The sequence below is a fragment of the Microbispora sp. H10830 genome (assembly GCF_014161375.1).
Taxonomy (GTDB): domain Bacteria; phylum Actinomycetota; class Actinomycetes; order Streptosporangiales; family Streptosporangiaceae; genus Microbispora; species Microbispora catharanthi.
The window spans coordinates 91,942-108,249 of sequence record NZ_JABBWX010000017.1 but is presented as its reverse complement, the minus strand read 5'-3'; the positions used below and the strand labels follow the sequence as shown (position 1 = coordinate 108,249).

Here is a 16,308-nt window from a genome sequence, read left to right as displayed (position 1 = left end):
TAACAGGACTCGGGAGGTCCCATGCTCAACGACCTGCAGCAGCGCAAGCTGACCCATCTGTTCACGCTTCTGGACGTGGACGACGACGGGACCATCGACAAGATGGACTACACCGCCTCGGCCGACCGGCTGGTGAACGCGTTCGGGTTCGCGCCGGGCTCCACGCAGTCGCAGCGGGTCCGGGACCGGTACGCGAGGCTGTGGGACGAGGTCACCCTGCCCATGGACACCGACGGGGACGAGCGCGTCGAGCTGAAAGAGTTCATGGCCGGGTTCCATCGGTTCGTCACTCAGCCCGAGGCGGGCTACCACACCCATGTCGCGCCGGTCGCCGACGCCTTCTACGACCTCATGGACACCGACGGAGACGGGAGGATCACCCGGACCGAATACCTGCGGATGGCCGCGAGCGCCTTCCGCATGTCGGAGGCGAACGCCGCCGCCGCGTTCGAGCATCTCGACCTGGACGGCAACGGCTCACTGAGCCGGCAGGAGCTGCACGTGGCCAACGAGCAGTTCTTCCGGAGCCCGGACGCGGAGTGCCACGGCAACTGGCTGTTCGGTCCGCTTCCCGCGTAGGGCCGAGCCGCCGTACGGCAGGGAGAGGGCTCGCGGCGCGGCCGGGCCGCGAGCCCGCACGTCGTGCGCTGGTCCGGGCGCGACGCCGGGGGCCGTCTCGGGGGGCGGCTACCCGGCGGACGACGCCCATTCCTGCCGCCTGGCCTCCGCCATCGCGATGGCCGCGGCGACCGCCACGTTGACAGAGCCCACGCGGCCGACCTGGGGGATGTAGGCCACCGAGTCGGCCGCCTCCAGGCAGGCGGGGGAGCAGCCGTGGTCCTCGCTGCCGAGCACCAGGCAGACGTCGCCGTCGAGCTTGGCCTCGTGCAGGGGAACGGCGTCGCCGGTCAGCTCGACGGCGACCACCCGGAATCCCTCCTCCCTGGCCGCGCGTACGGCCTCGGTCACCGGGACCGGCTCGTGCCACTCGACCAGACGGTCGGTGCCGAGTGCGGTCTTCTGGGCCTTGGGGTTGGTGGGCGGGGTGGCGTTGCCGGCCAGCCAGACCGTCTCCACGCCGAAGGCGGCGGCCGTACGGAAGATCGATCCGATGTTGAAGGGGCCGGTCACCGATTCGAGGATCAGCGCGAGACGGCCCTCGGTGTTGCGGCGCCAGGTGCGGTTGAGCCGCTTGACGTCGGTCGGCTTGAGCTGCCTGCGCGGGTTCGGGGTGCTCATGGCTCCTTGCTTTCTCGCTGCTGGGTCTCTCGCTCGGCGGGACGGGCGTCGACCCGCAGTACGCGGTAGGCGGACCGGGAGGCCAGCCGTGAGGTGGGCAGGCCCTGATCGCTCAGCCAGCGCTGCAGGGAGTCGGAGCCCAGGTGCTTCTGCACGACCAGGTAGGCGCTGCCGTCGGGGGTGAGCCGGTCGAGCCACCGGGTGAGCATCTCGTGAAGCGCGGCCTTGCCGATCCGGATGGCCGGGTTCGACCAGATGGCCCTGAACCTGACGTCCGCCGGCATCTCGTCGACATGAACCGACCTTACTTTGTCAAGGCCGGCGCTCCTGGCGTTGCGCGCGCACAGCTCCACCGAGCGGCGGTTGACGTCGACGGCCCACACCGTGGCCCCCGGCGCCCGCGACGCCATCGTCAGCGCGATGGGCCCGTATCCGCATCCGAGGTCGAGCAGGTCGCCCTCGGCCGGAGGCGGGGGCACGCTCTCCAGCAGCACCCGGGTTCCCGGATCGATCCGTTCGGGGGAGAACACCCCACGGTCGGTCTCCAGCCGCAGGTGAAGATCCGGGAGGACCAGGGTGACCGAACCGGGCCGGCTGGCCGTCTGGGGGCTCTCCTCGAAGTAATGGGCCACGTGCCCAAACGTACCAACGCCGCGGACCTGTGATCTCCACGCGTGCGGTCCGTGCCGCGCGTCCGCGGCCCTGGCGTCATCGCCGTTCGGTGAGTTCGGGCAGGGGCAGGGCGCCTCAGGGCGTCAGGCGGGTCAGGGGATGCGGGCGCCCAGCAGCATCGCCGCCGCGGCGGCCAGCAGGCCCGCGACGATCGCCGCGACGAGGAACCGCTGGGTGATCTCCTGGTGCACGACCTTGTAGCCGAGCGAGGTGCCGATCTGCGCGTACACGTCGCGCAGTTCGCTGCCCGACTCCGCGGTGTAGGCCCGGCCTCCGGTGCCGTCCGACAGCGACTTCAGCGTGGTCTTGTTGACCGGCACCTGCACCGCCCGGTTGTCGATCGTCACCGTGCCCTCGGGCGTGCCGTACGCGATCGTGGACACCGGCACCTTGGCGCCGACCGACGCCTCGATGGCCTCGTTGACCGACCGTCCGGAGGTGTTGTCGCCGTCCGACAACAGCACGATGGCGGACGGGGGCGGATCGGTGACGGCCCGCTGGTCGAACGATCTGATCGAGTCGAGCGAGTTGAACACGGCCTCGCCGATCGCCGTGCCGGGCCGGGTGGTGAGGCTGGAGATCGCGGTGTTCACGGCGGCGTGGTCGGTGGTGGGGGAGATCACGACGGCGGCCGATCTGGCGAAGGCCACCACTCCGACGTTGAACCGGTCGGGCAGGTCTCTCACGAACTGCTGGGCGGCCTGCTTGGCCGCGACGAGCCGGGTGGGCGGGACGTCGGCCGACTCCATCGACAGCGACACGTCCACGGCGACCATGATGGTGGCGCGGTCGCGGGGCACCCTCACCTCGCCCGCGGGCCGGGCGGCGCCGAGCACCAGCAGGCTCATCATGACGAGGAACAGCACGGCCGGCACGTGCCGCCGCCAGGTGGGCCGCTCGGGCGCCACGAGCGACAGCAGTGCGAGGTTCGTGAAGCGCACCGTGTAGCGGCGACGCGCGAACTGCGCCGCGACGTACGCCGCGACCATCGCGGCGACCAGGACGAACAGCCAGAGCCAGCCGGGGGTGAGGAAGGTCATGCGCCCGCCTTCCTGTTCGCGGCCCGGCGCAGCAGGTGGGAGGCCCGCCGCTGGCGCAACACGAACTCGGCGATGTCGAACACCCAGTCGCGATCGGTGCGCAGCACCAGGTGGGCCGCCCCGGCCCGGCGCAGCGCCGCCCGGGTCGCCAGGCGCTGCTCGGCCGCCGCCTCGGCGTACCGCTCCCTGAGCGCGTGCGACAGGTGGACGCCGCGCGAGCGCCCGGTCTCGGGGTCGGCGAGGGTGACGAACCCGACGTCGGGCAGTTCCAGCTCGCGGGGATCGATGATCTCCACGGCGAGCACCTGGTGCCGCGCGGCCAGGCGGCGCAGCGGCGGCTCCCAGGAGTCGGGCGAGTCGAGGAAATCGGAGACGACCACCCGCAGCCCGCGCTTGCGGTGCGCCGTCGCCATCATCTCCAGAGCCTCCCCGAGGTCCACCGAACCCTGCGCGGGCGGCGCGCTGAGCAGCGAGTGCAGCAGAGCGTACAGCCGGGGCCGGCCGGGCCTGGCCGGAAAGCGGTGCACGTCGTCGCCGTACAGGATGTAGGCGCCGAACCGGTCGCCCACCCGGCTCGCCAGGATCCCGATCGCCCCGACGGCGCTGACGACCAGGTCGCGCTTGGACATGTCGGCAGTGCCGAACTCCATGCTGGCCGACAGGTCGGCCACCGCCCAGGTCTCCAGCTCCCGGTCGGCGATCAGGTCCCGCACGTGCGGGACCGTCGTGCGCGCCGTCACCGCCCAGTCCATGCGGCGCACGTCGTCCTCGCCCGGCACGTACACGCGGGTGTCGCCGTGGTCGCTGCCGGGCCCGGGGATCAGCCCCTGGTGGCGGCCCTGCAGCAGCCCGTCCAGCCGCCGCACCACCGTCAGCTCCAGCCGCCGCAGCGCCTGGTCGGGGTTCGCCCCGCTCATCGCATGCCCTGGTTCCACACGACGAGCGGCGGCGGCACCGACTGAAGGACCCGGCGTACGACGTCGTCGGGGTCCACCTCGTCGGCCAGCGCGTCGAAGGTGAGCATCAGCCGGTGCGACATGACGTCGACCGCCACGTCGCGGACGTCGTCGGGCAGCAGGTAGTCGCGTCCGCGCAGCAGGGCCAGAGCCCGCCCGGCGGCGATCAGCCCAAGCGTCGCCCGGGGGCTCACCCCGATCTCGATCGTGTCCTGCAGGTCGGCCAGGCCGTAGTCCGCCGGGGTGCGCGTGGCCATGACCAGCCGTACGACGTAGTCGGCCACGAGCTGGTGGACCGAGACCTCCTCGGCCAGGTCCTGCAGCCGCACGAGCGTGGCCGGGTCGAGCACCGGCCTGGGCACGGGCGGGCGCACGCTCATCCGCTGCAGGATCTCCAGCTCCTCGTGCGCGCTCGGATGGGACACGCGCACCTTGAACAGGAACCGGTCGCGCTGCACCTCGGGCAGCGGGTAGACGCCCTCCGACTCGATCGGGTTCTGCGTCGCCAGCACGACGAACGGCCGGGGCAGCGGGTGGGTGCGCCCCGCGAGCGTCACCTGCCGCTCGGCCATCACCTCCAGCAGGGCCGACTGCACCTTCGCGGGAGCGCGGTTGATCTCGTCGGCGAGCAGGAAGTTGACGAACACCGGCCCGAGCTCGACGTCGAACCGCTCGGAGCTCGGGTGGTAGACGCGGGTGCCGACGATGTCGCTGGGCACCAGGTCGGGGGTGAACTGGATGCGGGCGAACGTGCCGCCCACGACGGTGGCCAGCGTCGAGGCGGCCAGCGTCTTGGCGACCCCCGGGACGCCTTCGAGCAGGCAGTGTCCCCGGGCGAGCAGCGCCACCAGCAGCCGCTCGACCATGTGCTCCTGTCCGACGATCACACGCCGGACCTCGCCCAGCGCCTCCCGCAGGGCGTCCAGCGGGGCCTCGCCCTCCTCCTGCTCCGTCACGCCCTCGCCGGGCTCCGGGTCACTGCGTTCATCGGCAACGGTCATGCTCGTTATTCAATCGTGACTCGGCTGGAGAATCCATTTCTCTCCCATTTGCCCGTCCCAGCGCGTGCCACACCCCCTGACGCGCCCGTGGGTTCCGGATGTGGGGGTGTGTTTTGATGTGGGGGATGGTCACTCCGCTGCAGTACGGCGACCCGCCCCACGTGGGGCCGTTCGCGCTGCAGGCGCGTCTGCAGACGGCCCCGGCCGGGCTCGTCTACCTGGGCCAGGCGTCCGACGGCCGGGTGGTGTCGGTGGCGGTCCTGTCCAGCGGCGCCGCCCTCGACGCCGCCGCGAGGGACCGGTTCGTCACCGCGATCAAGGACGCGCAAGGCCGGACGGGTGTACGCGGGTGGGGCGCCTCCTTGGTCGACCGGGTGCGCGGCAGGGTGTCCCCCGACACGCCTCCCGTCCTGGCGATGCAGGACGGGCCCGCGCCCTGGGTGGCCGTGCCGTACATGCCGAACGGCCCGGGGGCCGAGCGGTTCCTCGACCCGGTCACCGTGTCCGGCACGCTGATCGGGCAGCGGCACGGGCCCGACTTCGCGCATTACTGGCTGGGCGACCGCACCCCCGCGCTGCCGGCCCCGCCCGCGCCGCCCCCGCCGCCGGTGGCCACCCGGCGCTCGGTCGTGCTCGCCTCGACGCTGCTGGCCACGCTCGTGCTCGCGCTGCTGCTGGTCACCTGGATGCTGCTGTTCCGCGGCGAGGACGAGCCGGAGCCGCCCCGGCCGCTGCCGAACACGCAGTTCGTGCCCACCCCGCCGCCCGAGCCCGCCTCGCCCGAGCCGCAGCAGCCCACCCCCGGCCCGTCCGGCAGCGGCGACGGCAGCCAGAGCCCCTGGCCGGACGACCTCTTCGACGGCCGCGGCCCGATCTGACGCACCCGTCAGGCGCCGGTGAAGACCAGTGAGGCGTTGTGGCCGCCGAAACCGAAGGAGTTGACCAGCCCGGCCGTCCAGCGGCCGCTGCGCGGCGCCCCGGCCACCAGGTCGAGCTTGACCTCCGGGTCCGGGTCGCCGAGGTTGCGGATCGCGGGGATCACCCCGTCGCGCAGGGCGAGGACGGTGGCGATCGCGCCCAGCGACCCGGCCGCGCCGCACAGGTGACCGGTCATCGACTTGATCGCTGTGACCACGGGATGCGTCCCGATCGCCTCGGCGATCGACGCGTTCTCGGTCAGGTCGCCCGTGGGGGTCGAGGTGGCGTGGGCGTTCACGTGCCCCACGTCGAGAGCGTCCAGACCGGCGTCGGTCAGGGCGAGCCGCATCGCGCGCGCCTGTCCGGCCGCGTCGGCGGCGGTGATGTGGTGGGCGTCGGAGGTGACCCCGGCGCCGGCGAGGGTGGCGTGCACCCGGGCGCCGCGGGCGGCGGCGAACTCCTCGCGTTCCAGCACCACCAGCGCGGCCCCCTCGCCCAGCACGAAGCCGTCGCGCCCCACGTCGAACGGCCGCGACGCCTCCTGCGGCGCGTCGTTGCGCGTGGAGACGGCCTTGGCATGCGCGAACCCGGCCAGGGTCAGCCGATGGACGCATGCCTCCGCGCCGCCCGCGATGACCATGTCCGCGCGCCCGAGCCTGATGAGGTCCAGGCCCATCGCGATCGCCTCGGCGCCGGTGGCGCAGGCGCTCACCGGCGTGTGCGCGCCTCCGCGCGCGCCGAGCTCGATGCTGACCACCGCCGCCGGCCCGTTGGGCATCAGCATCGGCACCGTGTAGGGCGAGATCCTGCGCGGGCCGGACCTTTCGAGGATCTCGTTCTGAGTCAGCGTGGTCAGGACGCCGCCGACCCCCGTGCCGATCACCACGGCGAGGCGCTCGGGCTCGACGCCGGGCGCCCCCGCGTCCGCCCACGCCTCCCGCGCGGCGACCAGCGCCGCCTGCTGGCAGCGGTCGAGCCGCCGCGCCGCCACCCGCCCCAGCACCTCGGCGGGGTCCACCGGCAGCCGACCGGCGATCCGTACGGGCAGGTCATCGGCCCAGCCCTCCTCGATCAGGCGGATGCCCGACCGTCCTTCCAGCAGGCCCGCCCAGGTGGTGGCCACGTCCGCGCCCAGCGGTGTGATGGCGCCCAGCCCGGTGACCGACACCCGCGCCCTGATCCCGTCTCCCATCGACGACCTCTTTTCTGTGATGGCCGCACCGACTCGTCCCGTACGGTGGTGGGCGAATCGCGCCGGAAGCTTCGGGTTCCCACGCTGCCAAAGCACCCCACCTCGGGCAGGCGTGACGATCAACCAAAAAGCCGCGGAAGATTTGTCGGTGCCGCGCAGCCCGCCGCCGCTCCTCACCGGTCCGTGGTCGCCTGTCGCAGAGCGGCGTGCGAACCTCGTGGGCGTCTTTCTGAAGGGCTGGTCGAGCCCCGCGGCCGGCCACCGCCGCTCTCCACTGAATAGGCTCGGATGCGTCGCTACATGTCGAAAAGATCAGGGAGACCCGTAATTGGTGATCATCGCTGAGGAGACGGCGTTCGACGAGGCGGAGGTGTTTGAGCTCTACGACTCGGTCGGCTGGCACCCATGGACGCGCGATGTCGCTCGGGTGTGCCGGAGCCTGGCCAACTCGCACCTGGTCATCACCGCCAGAGACGAGTCGGGCCGACTGCTCGGCCTGGCACGGACGGTGTCCGACGACGAGATCGTCTGCTACGTGCAGGAGCTGCTGGTCAACGCCCAGCACCACGGCAAGGGCGTCGGCCGCCGGCTGCTGGAGCACCTCAAGGACCGGTATGCGCATTGCCGCTACTTCGTCCTCACCACCGATCACGAATCCACCTCGGAAGGCCCCGCCAACCACGCCTTCTACCGCCGCCTCGGGCTGATCGAGCACCACGAGCAGGGCCTGTCGGCCTTCGGCCTGCGGGTGCGCGACCCGCGGAGCCTCTAGACCCTCTAGGCGCGTTTTCGCACGTCAGGGCTTGAGTAGCAGGCACTTGGCCATCGAGTTCTCCTCAGTATGGCCGGGACCGTGTTCAGGCGCGCTCACGCTCGGCCCGCTGCCGGACCAGCTCCTCGACCGCGCTCGGCAGGGTCGTCTCGAAGTCGATCAGCTTCGCCCATGTCGGCGTCACCACGATCCGGACCATGCCGTCGTAGAGCGAGCGGACCTCGGCCTCCCACTCGACCCGCTGCTCGGGCGTCATCTCGTACGAGCCGTTCATCTGGAGGTACTCGTCCGGGATGCCGTCGACGACGTCCAGTTCGGCCCGACCGCGGATCAGCAGGATCTTGGGCGGATGCACCTCGGTGTCGATCGTCAGGGCGACCATCGGGTTCTCGCGCAGAGCCGGGAGCTTCGGAGCATTCTTCGTGGTGCACATGACGATCTCCGATCCGTTCCAGGTGAACGCGATCGGGACGTTCCGGGGCGTGCCGTCCTTGGCCACGTAGGCCAGCCGGGTCACGTCGCGTGCCAACAGCTCTCGGCTGATCGGCCGGTCCAGAATCTCGATGATCTCGCTCGCTCGCATAGCCGTCCCTCCAGGGTCGTTGTCGTGATCCGCCCCAGGGACGGAGCCGTCGGAGCATTCTCGACATCCGCCGGCCCCCGATTTCCCAAACTTTTCTGGCTCCCACCGCCATGACAGTCATCCACACCGCCGAACCCGGCCGCCGCCAGCGCTGACCCCACCCACAGCGCCGCGCTGGATGGCGACAACTCCCCCCGGATTGCGGCCTTGGCGTCGGCGGTCGAGCGTGTACTCAGTGGTCGCGTACGGTCCGCCCTGCAGACAGTCGACTGATCCCGCCGCGAACTGCTCTCATTCCTCTCCTGCTCTCACGACGCGGAATCGCAGATGCGTGACGTGCGGCGACTCGTTCAACATGGTCCGTTCCAGCTCGATGTGGTCGGTGCCCAGGTTGTCGAACAGCCGGGTGCCCGCACCGAGCAGCACGGGTACCAGTTGGATCTGAATCTCGTCTACCAGACCAGCTTTCACGAACTGCTGGGCGATATTCGCCCCACCCATCACAAGGACGTTCTTTTCGCCCGCGACCTCTTGGGCATGCTTGAGCGCGCTCTGGATGCCGTCGGTGACGAAGGTGAACGTTCCCCTTTTCATGACCAGCTCTTCTCGAGCCTCGTGCGTGAGCACGAAGCACGGCAGCGGGAACGGAGTATCCCCCCACAGACCCACTCCCACATCAAAGGTTCGCCTGCCCACCACGACCGCTCCTGTCGCCGCGTACAGATCGTCCGATACCTCGGCGTCCGCACTGCTTGCTGACTTCTGGGTGTCGTACGCGCCTCGATCGGCATCGTTGTCGAAGAGCCATTCATGGAGCCGCTCGCCGCCCTGACCCATGGGCCGCTCAAAGCCGACGTCCGGGCCCGCACTGAAGCCGTCCAGTGACACTGACATGTTCAACAGAACCTTTCCCATGAGGGTTCCTCCTTGCTGGTCTTCTGACCGAGACCTTGTTCTCGCAGCCGCCACCGTTATTCGTCGTCATCAGGCTCGCGGCGCTTCTTTCGGCCGGTCAGGCCAGGTGAGCTTCCGTTCCGTTCCTGCCGGTCGCGCCGCGCCGCGCCACGCGGGCGCGAGCGCGGCGAACAGCACGCCGGCGGTGAGAGCGAATCCCGCCGGATATCCCACTGGTCCGGCCAGAAGGCCGAACCCGGCTGCGCCGATGCCCAGGCCGCCGTCGTAGGCAAGGTTCCACAGTGCGCTCACCCGACCGAAGTCGGACGCGGAGACACGCTCGAACATCAGCGCCAGGGTTACGTTCTGGGCCATGCCGAACCCGATCCCGAACAGCCCCATGCCGGCGACAACCGCGAGCGGGTTGTCCACCCGGACGAGCCCGGCCGCGCCGAGGGCGGCTGCGAGAACCGCAGGGACGAGCAAGCGGGCGGAGCCGTGACGGTCGCCGTACCACCCGGCGCCCCAGCGGGCGAGCGGAGCAGCGCAGGACTGCACGAGCAGGGCTACCGCGCCCAGCTGGTACGACTCCGCCGACAGGGCCAGGGGGAGGAAGGTCAGCAGGGCGCCGGCCGCCAGAGTCACGGCGGCGAAGATGACCGCCGGTCTGGCAAGCCCACCGATGCGTAAAGCGCCGAGGACGCTGCCATGGTGCTCCACTCTGGCCGACCGGGCGGGCAGGCCGTGTACGGCGGCCAGCACGAGCAGCGACAGCGCCGCCCCTGCAAGGAAGACCGGCCAGTAGCCGATGCGCGCGTTCAGCCACAGACCCAGTGGCAGGCACACGATGGACGGGACCGTGACGGCCAGGCCGTACAGTCCCAACCCCTCACCGCGGCGCTCGGCGGGCACGAATTCGGCGATGGCAGCCGAACCCGCCACGGAGAGGATCCCGAGCCCCGCGCCACGCAGCATGCAGACGCCCATCACGAGCGGCAGCGAGGATGATGCCGCCAGCACTACCGCCGGTGCCCCGAGCAGGATCAGGCCCAGCGTCATGGCCGCGCGGTATCCGTACCTGCTGAGCAGGCCAGGCACCGCGAACTCCACCAGCACGGTCGCGAGCATCATCGCGCCGGTGGACAACCCCGCGCCCACGCTGCCCGCGCCGGCGGCGGCCGTATAGAGGGGGACGACCGGCAGCAGCAGGTAGAAACTGCCGCAGGAGCCGAGCGAAGTGATCAGCAACATGACCACGGGGCGGCTCAGGATCGACTGCGGATGCGCGACATCCGGGAGACGAGCGTCGACGCCGGTGAACGAAGACCGCCCGGCACGCCCTCGGCGACCAGATGGTCGAGACTCTGTCCGGGCACTGACCTCTTGGTGATCCATGCGCCGATCGTAGGAAGAGCACCGGTTCAGCTATAAGGTCCAGTTTCATGCCGATTGAGTGGACCGGTTCTGGGCCGGAACTCCTGCTGCGGGTCGACCGGAACCAGCCGGAACCGCTGCGCGACCAGCTCGAACGTGCAGTGCGTGAGGCCATCCGTTCCGGTCGGCTGGCGCCCGGAGAGCGACTCCCCTCCTCACGTGCTCTGGCCCGGGATCTCGGCATCTCCCGCGGCCTGGTGACCGAGTGCTATGCACAGCTGCAGGCAGAGGGCTACATCGTCACGCGACCGGGTTCGGCTACCCGGGTGGCCTCCACCGAGCACCCGTCCACGACCGCGCCGTCGCGACCCTCACCTGCCGCGCCCGTCACGATCGACTTCCGGCCCGGCGTGCCCGACCTGTCCAGCTTTCCTCGCGAGCACTGGAGCCGTGCCCTGCGCCACGCCTGCCGCGACGCACCCAGTGACCTGCTCGGCTACATCGACCCGCACGGTAGCCCGGCGCTGCGCGAAGTAATCGCCGCCTACCTACGGCGTGTTCGTGGCGCCGCCGCAGAGGCCACCCACGTGCTCATCTGCGCCGGCTACGCGCAAGGGCTGCAACTCGTCCTCCGGGCCCTGGCGAGCGAGGGTGTGAGCGTCGTGGCGTTCGAGGACCCCAGCGACCCCGACCACCGCGCCATCGCCGCGATGCTGGGTCTGGAGGTCGTGGGTGTCCCGGTCGACGAGTGTGGAATCGACACCGGAGCGCTGGCAGCCACAAATGCACGCGCCGTGGTGCTCACACCCGCGCATCAATCGCCCACCGGGGTCGTGCTGGCTCCTGATCGGCGACAGGCTCTGATCACCTGGGCCGCCGCCCACGATGCGACGATCATCGAGGACGACTACGACGCCGAGTTCCGGTACGACCGCGAACCGGTCGGCGCTCTGCAGGGCCTGGCACCGGACCGGGTCGCGCTGCTCGGCTCTGTAAGCAAGTCACTCGCGCCCGCCCTGCGGCTCGGATGGATTGTGTCCCCACCCCGCCTCGCTTCTGCTGTCGCCTATCAGAAGAAGCTGGGCGACCGGGGCTCACCGGTCTTCGACCAACTCGCCTTGGCCGACCTGGTGCAGTCGGGCCGCTACGACCGCCACCTACGTCACATGCGTACGCGCTACGCCGCCCGCCGGGCGGCCCTCGTAGAGGCGCTCCACCGGCACGCACCCAAGGTGGAGCTGCGCGGGCCGTCCGCCGGCTTCCACACCGTCGCACAGCTACCGACCGGCACGGACGAGCTTGCCGTAGTCGCGGCCGCCCGTAGGCGGTCCGTCGGGCTGTACGGGATGAGCACCTACCGAGTCGACCAGCAGACACGGCCCACGCAGCTCGTTCTCGGATTCGGAAACCTGACCGTGGACGCCATCGCTGACGGCATCGGAAGCATCGCCGACCTGCTGCAGGGCGGCTGACCGCAGCCAGCCCTGATCACTTCACCAGGCGCACGCCGACCCCAGCGCGCGCCTGCGCGGTGTTGGCGTTGCCGATCGTGGACAGAAGCGCCCCGGCCGCGGCTCCGACGCCTGGCCCCGCCGTGCAGGAGCCCAGCGAGCTCGCCGTCCCCATGATCAGCCCTCCCAGCTCTACCGCAGATAAGCACAGGGAGTCACCTCGGTCGCGCCGGGTCGCGCCCGGACGCGACAGTCCCGCCGGCGGAGGCACTTCATGGCCGACTGTCGTCAGCGGTCGAAGCATTAACCGGATAGTTCATCCGATTGTGCTACCATCCCGCCTAACCGGATGAACTATCCGTTTATTGGGATGGAGGGGCTCATGATGAAGACAGCTGTGGTCACGGCCGGCACGGGAGGCATCGGCTTCGAGACCGCGCTGGGACTGGCCGCCGCAGGGTTCGCGGTCACTGTGGTCGGGCGCGACGCCGACCGGGGAGCCAGGGCGGTCGAGCGGATCAACGCGACACAACCGGCGCACCCCGGCCGGTTCCTGTCCGCCGACCTCGCCTCGCTCGACCAGGTCCGCGCGCTGGCCGACCGCATCGCTGCCGACCACGCCGCGTCGGGGGAGCCGTTGACGGTGCTGGTCAACAACGTTGGGGCAATGTTCGCCGAGCGCACGGACCTGGGCGGCGTCGAGGCGTCGTTCGTCGTCAACCACCTCTCGCCGTACCTGCTGACCGAACTACTGCTCCCCACGCTCACCGCCGGGGCGCCGAGCAGGATCGTGAACGTGACCTCGGGCGCGGTCGGCGTCGCCAAGCGGGTGTTCGACGCCGTCGAGCCGCCAGGCGCCTACTACGGCTTCCACTGGTACGGCCGCGCCAAGCTCGCCAACCTCGCCTACACGCTCGACCTGGCGAGGCGGCTGGACGGCACGGGCGTGTCAGTCTTCGCCGCCGATCCCGGAGGCGCCGCGACCGACATGACCAACGGCACCCTGACCGACCCGAAGATCGTCTCTCCTGCCCTGCGGCTGCTGTGGCCGCTGGTACGCCGCACGTTCGAACGCTCCACCTCCGGTCCGGCGTCCGCGGCGGCCAGGCCCTCGATCATCGCCGCCACCGACCACGCGCTGACCGGCCGGACCGGCCTCGTCATCGGGCCCCAGGCACACCCCGTCGCCCCGTTCCGTGCGGCGACCGACCGCCGCATCGCCGAGGCCGTACGCCTGCTCAGCGAAACCCACGCACCTCCGGTGGCCAGAGCGAATGCATGACCATCCGCAGGTGCGCCCCCAGCCGGCTGCCGGTCACACGATCAGCGCCGGCTCGCTCTCGTCGCTCTCTCGAGAAACACACCGAACTCCCACCGCTCCCCGGCGGCATCGAGGCCAACTTCAGGCCGATCACGGATGGACTCGCCGCGCATCATCACCGGCTCCTCGGCCAGGAGCACGACGCGCGCTGACAGCCCGCGGTGGGCAGGCCAGGCAGCCCGCCCACCGCCCGACAGCCAGGTCCCCGGGGAACGCCCGCATATGATCAGACGACGAGCCCGTGAACCAAGACGAGCAACCTGGACTCTTCCCACATGATGACCACACAGCTGCGCAAAGACGCCGCCCGCAACTGGGAGCGGATCGTCGCCACCGCCCGCGACCTGGTCGACCAGGGCACCGCATTGCAGCTGAACGACGTCGCACGCCGGGCAGGCCTCGGGGTCGCCACGGTCTACCGGCACTTCGCCACCCCCGAGGCACTGCTGGAGACCGTCGCCGCTCCCTGCCTGGAAGCCCTGGCCGCGCATGGCGAGCAGGCTTTGGCCGACACCGACCCCTGGCGCGCGCTGGAGGGCTTCCTGTCCCGCATCGTCGAAGCACAGGTCACCGACCCCGCCCTGCCCCCGGTCGCCGCCGCGACCACGGACACCCTGCCGCGCACCACGGAACTCAAGAAGTCACTCGCGTCCGCCGGCACCACACTCCTCGAGCGGGCCCGCGACGCCAGAGTCGTCCGCTCCGACCTCGCCGCCGCCGACCTTGTCCCGCTCATGTGCGGCATCGCCCACGCCGTGACCGTCCACGGCGGCACCCCCACCGACCGGATCGATACCGCCCAGCGTTACCTCGCCACTCTGCTCGAAGGCATGCGCCCCACACCGCCGAACACGTGAGCTTGCTCAATGTCATGTCGTCCGCCTCGCTCAGCGGGGGGAGACGAAGCCCGACTCGTAGGCGGCGACCACCGCCTGCGTACGGTCGCGGGCGCCCAGCTTGGTCAGGACGTTGCCCACGTGGGTCTTGACCGTCTCCGTGCCGACGACGAGCTCGGCGGCGATCTCGGCGTTCGACAGGCCGCGTGCCATCAGCCGCAGCACGTCACCCTCACGCGCGGTCAGCCTGCCGATGCCGGGGACGGCGCGGGCGGCGCCGCGGGCCGCGACCAGCGACCGGATGGCGGCGGGGAACAGCAGCGACTCGCCCGCCGCCACCACCCGGATCGCCTGGACGAGCTCGTCCGCCCTCGCCCGCTTGAGCAGGAAGCCGCTCGCGCCGGCCCGCAGCGCCTCGTAGACGTAGTCGTCGTTCTCGAAGGTCGTCACCACGACCACCTTGGGCGCGCTTTCCGCGACGGTAAGGGCCCGCGTCGCCTGGATGCCGTCCACCGCGGGCATGCGCACGTCCATCAGGACGACGTCGGGCCGGAGCGAGCGGGCCAGCGACACCGCCGCCGCGCCGTCGGCGGCCTCGCCCACGACGCTCAGGCCGGGCTCGGACTCGATGATGATCCGCAGGCCGGTGCGGATCAGGTCCTCGTCGTCGGCCAGCAGCACCCCGATGCTCGCGTTCATGTCCCCGTCCGCCCCTCACCGGATTCCTCGCCCATGCCCTCGCCCGCGCTGTCGCCGCGTGTGTCCGGGAGCAGGGCGGCATGCGCGCCCGGAAGCGGGACGCGGACCTCGACCCTCCACGTCTCGCCGTCGCCTTCCGCCTCCATCCGGCCGCCGAGCAGCGTCACCCGCTCCCGGATGCCGTCCAGCCCGTGACCCGCCCTGCCGCCGCTCCTGCCGCGCCGCTGTGGTCCGGCAGGGCCGCGCCGGTGATGCGCACGGACCTCGTTGCGCACGCACATCTCCAGGACGCGGTCGCGCACCTCGGCGTCCACCTCGATCGGGCCCGTGCCGTGCCGGATCGCGTTGGTCAACGCCTCCTGCGCGACGCGGTAGGCCTCCCGGGAGATCACGGGAGGCACGCCGGACAGGTCGCCGAGCCGCCGGACGACCGGTCTGTCCCCGGTGACGGCGGCGTCGAGCAACGCGGTGAGGTCGCCGAGGGACGGCTCGGGGGAGGCACGCCCCCCGCCCTCGCGCAGCACGCCGATGACATGGTCGAGCTCGTCCAGCGCGCTCCGGGCGGAGGTCTCGATCGCCTCCAGGGCCGCCCGGGCGGCGGCGGGGTTCCGGTCGAGCACCCGGCCCGCGGCGGCGGCCTGCACGGTCACCACGCTGAGGGCGTGGCCCACCGAGTCGTGCAGCTCCCTGGCGAGCCGGTTGCGCACCGCCAGCCGATGGGCGGCCTGCCGCGCCAGGGCGAGCCGGTCGGCCGCGGACGGCCCGAGGAACGCGGGGGCCAGGCGGGCGAGCAGCGCCCCGGCGCCGACCGCGAGGAAGAGCAGGCAGACGAGGCCGGCCAGCCCCGCGGGCGGACCCCACATCGTGGCCCAGCCGGCGCGGATCCCGTGGTCCACCAGCCCGAGGTGATCCCCGGCCAGCGGGAGGACCGCCAGCCAGACCGTGAACGGCACCATGGCCAGGGTCACACCGCTCACCAGGCCGCCGATCCCCAGGTGGAGGGTGAACCACGCCGCGGTCCGGCGGCGTTCCGACCATGTCCGCCGGACCGAAGACGGCGGGGTCTCGACGGCCGCGCCCAGCAACGTGCGAGCGGCGGCGACCTCGAAGGCCCTGACCGGCAGGAACAGCCCCGACACGGCCACCGCCGGGAGCACCCCGATGAAGATCAACGGCTGCACCGACAGCAGCGGATCGCCGACGTCCGGCCTCGGACGCCACAGCGCCGTCGCGACCTCTCCGGCCATCATGTAAGGCATGAGCAGGGCCCCGCCGACGATCAGGCAGGCCCACCTGCGGTAGGTGACCCTGTCGATCAGCGGGGCGAGGGCGCGGTTCACGGTCCGATGGTCCCGCACTC

General features: G+C 71.3%; 18 protein-coding genes. 6 read left to right on the top strand and 12 right to left on the bottom strand.

The features are described from left to right. Positions 1-21 precede the first annotated feature (21 nt). Positions 22-579: an EF-hand domain-containing protein gene (locus HHX35_RS34240; protein WP_182902794.1), complete on the top strand. Its 558-nt coding sequence runs from the start codon at positions 22-24 to the stop codon at positions 577-579. Positions 580-687: 108 nt separating this feature from the next. Here the strand turns inward: HHX35_RS34240 and HHX35_RS34235 are convergent, their stop codons facing one another. The 5 genes from HHX35_RS34235 to HHX35_RS34215 form a co-directional block, all read right to left on the bottom strand. Further along, entirely contained in the window at positions 688-1,239 is a 552-nt protein-coding gene (locus tag HHX35_RS34235; protein WP_182902793.1) for a TrmH family RNA methyltransferase, read from the bottom strand. Next, entirely contained in the window at positions 1,236-1,871 is a 636-nt protein-coding gene (locus HHX35_RS34230) for a methyltransferase (RefSeq protein ID WP_182902792.1), read from the bottom strand. The genes HHX35_RS34235 and HHX35_RS34230 overlap by 4 nt, the downstream gene beginning before the upstream one ends. Before the next feature lie 132 nt (positions 1,872-2,003). Next, on the bottom strand, positions 2,004-2,951 hold the full coding sequence (locus HHX35_RS34225; protein ID WP_182902791.1) for a VWA domain-containing protein: 948 nt from the start codon (positions 2,949-2,951) through the stop codon (positions 2,004-2,006). Further along, positions 2,948-3,868 carry a DUF58 domain-containing protein gene (locus HHX35_RS34220; RefSeq protein WP_182902790.1) on the bottom strand — a complete coding sequence of 307 codons (921 nt, stop codon included), beginning with the start codon at positions 3,866-3,868 and terminating at the stop codon, positions 2,948-2,950. Before HHX35_RS34220 ends, HHX35_RS34225 begins: the two co-directional genes overlap by 4 nt. Beyond that, the gene (locus HHX35_RS34215; protein WP_182902789.1) at positions 3,865-4,908 is read right to left on the bottom strand and encodes a MoxR family ATPase; all 1,044 of its coding nucleotides are present in this window, start codon (positions 4,906-4,908) and stop codon (positions 3,865-3,867) included. Before HHX35_RS34215 ends, HHX35_RS34220 begins: the two co-directional genes overlap by 4 nt. Before the next feature lie 125 nt (positions 4,909-5,033). Here HHX35_RS34215 and HHX35_RS34210 point away from each other — a divergent pair, with 125 nt between their 5' ends. Further along, on the top strand, positions 5,034-5,786 hold the full coding sequence (locus tag HHX35_RS34210; protein WP_259405653.1) for a hypothetical protein: 753 nt from the start codon (positions 5,034-5,036) through the stop codon (positions 5,784-5,786). 8 nt (positions 5,787-5,794) lie between these two features. On the opposite strand, the gene HHX35_RS34205 is transcribed toward HHX35_RS34210, so the two are convergent. Further along, positions 5,795-7,018, bottom strand: coding sequence for a beta-ketoacyl synthase (locus HHX35_RS34205; protein WP_182902787.1), 1,224 nt, complete (start codon positions 7,016-7,018; stop codon positions 5,795-5,797). Between the two features lie 331 nt (positions 7,019-7,349). Between HHX35_RS34205 and HHX35_RS34200 the strand changes: the two genes are divergently transcribed. After that, a complete protein-coding gene (locus HHX35_RS34200; protein WP_310739505.1) occupies positions 7,350-7,790 on the top strand; it encodes a GNAT family N-acetyltransferase in 441 nt (146 codons plus the stop codon). A gap of 85 nt (positions 7,791-7,875) precedes the next feature. On the opposite strand, the gene HHX35_RS34195 is transcribed toward HHX35_RS34200, so the two are convergent. The 3 genes from HHX35_RS34195 to HHX35_RS34185 all read right to left on the bottom strand — a co-directional run bounded on the left by HHX35_RS34195 (position 7,876) and on the right by HHX35_RS34185 (position 10,662). Then, a complete protein-coding gene (locus HHX35_RS34195) occupies positions 7,876-8,373 on the bottom strand; it encodes a pyridoxamine 5'-phosphate oxidase family protein (RefSeq protein WP_182902786.1) in 498 nt (165 codons plus the stop codon). Between the two features lie 291 nt (positions 8,374-8,664). Beyond that, positions 8,665-9,288, bottom strand: coding sequence for a dihydrofolate reductase family protein (locus HHX35_RS34190; protein ID WP_182902785.1), 624 nt, complete (start codon positions 9,286-9,288; stop codon positions 8,665-8,667). Between the two features lie 69 nt (positions 9,289-9,357). Beyond that, complete coding sequence (locus tag HHX35_RS34185) at positions 9,358-10,662, bottom strand: MFS transporter (RefSeq protein WP_182902784.1); 1,305 nt, start codon at positions 10,660-10,662, stop codon at positions 9,358-9,360. Positions 10,663-10,709: 47 nt separating this feature from the next. On the opposite strand from HHX35_RS34185, the gene HHX35_RS34180 reads away from it, so the two are divergent. Beyond that, positions 10,710-12,113, top strand: coding sequence for a PLP-dependent aminotransferase family protein (locus HHX35_RS34180; RefSeq protein ID WP_182902783.1), 1,404 nt, complete (start codon positions 10,710-10,712; stop codon positions 12,111-12,113). A 16-nt stretch (positions 12,114-12,129) separates the two neighbouring features. Here HHX35_RS34180 and HHX35_RS34175 read toward each other — a convergent pair whose 3' ends face one another. Beyond that, on the bottom strand, positions 12,130-12,267 hold the full coding sequence (locus HHX35_RS34175; RefSeq protein WP_182902782.1) for a hypothetical protein: 138 nt from the start codon (positions 12,265-12,267) through the stop codon (positions 12,130-12,132). Positions 12,268-12,474: 207 nt separating this feature from the next. On the opposite strand from HHX35_RS34175, the gene HHX35_RS34170 reads away from it, so the two are divergent. Next, entirely contained in the window at positions 12,475-13,374 is a 900-nt protein-coding gene (locus HHX35_RS34170; protein ID WP_182902781.1) for an SDR family NAD(P)-dependent oxidoreductase, read from the top strand. A 314-nt stretch (positions 13,375-13,688) separates the two neighbouring features. Continuing rightward, positions 13,689-14,270 (top strand): TetR/AcrR family transcriptional regulator, encoded by a 582-nt coding sequence (locus tag HHX35_RS34165; RefSeq protein ID WP_182902780.1) that lies wholly within the window; start codon positions 13,689-13,691, stop codon positions 14,268-14,270. A gap of 30 nt (positions 14,271-14,300) precedes the next feature. Here the strand turns inward: HHX35_RS34165 and HHX35_RS34160 are convergent, their stop codons facing one another. Next, the gene (locus tag HHX35_RS34160) at positions 14,301-14,948 is read right to left on the bottom strand and encodes a response regulator transcription factor (protein WP_182902779.1); all 648 of its coding nucleotides are present in this window, start codon (positions 14,946-14,948) and stop codon (positions 14,301-14,303) included. Then, complete coding sequence (locus HHX35_RS34155) at positions 14,945-16,288, bottom strand: histidine kinase (protein WP_310739499.1); 1,344 nt, start codon at positions 16,286-16,288, stop codon at positions 14,945-14,947. Before HHX35_RS34155 ends, HHX35_RS34160 begins: the two co-directional genes overlap by 4 nt. Between the last annotated feature and the right edge of the window lie 20 nt (positions 16,289-16,308).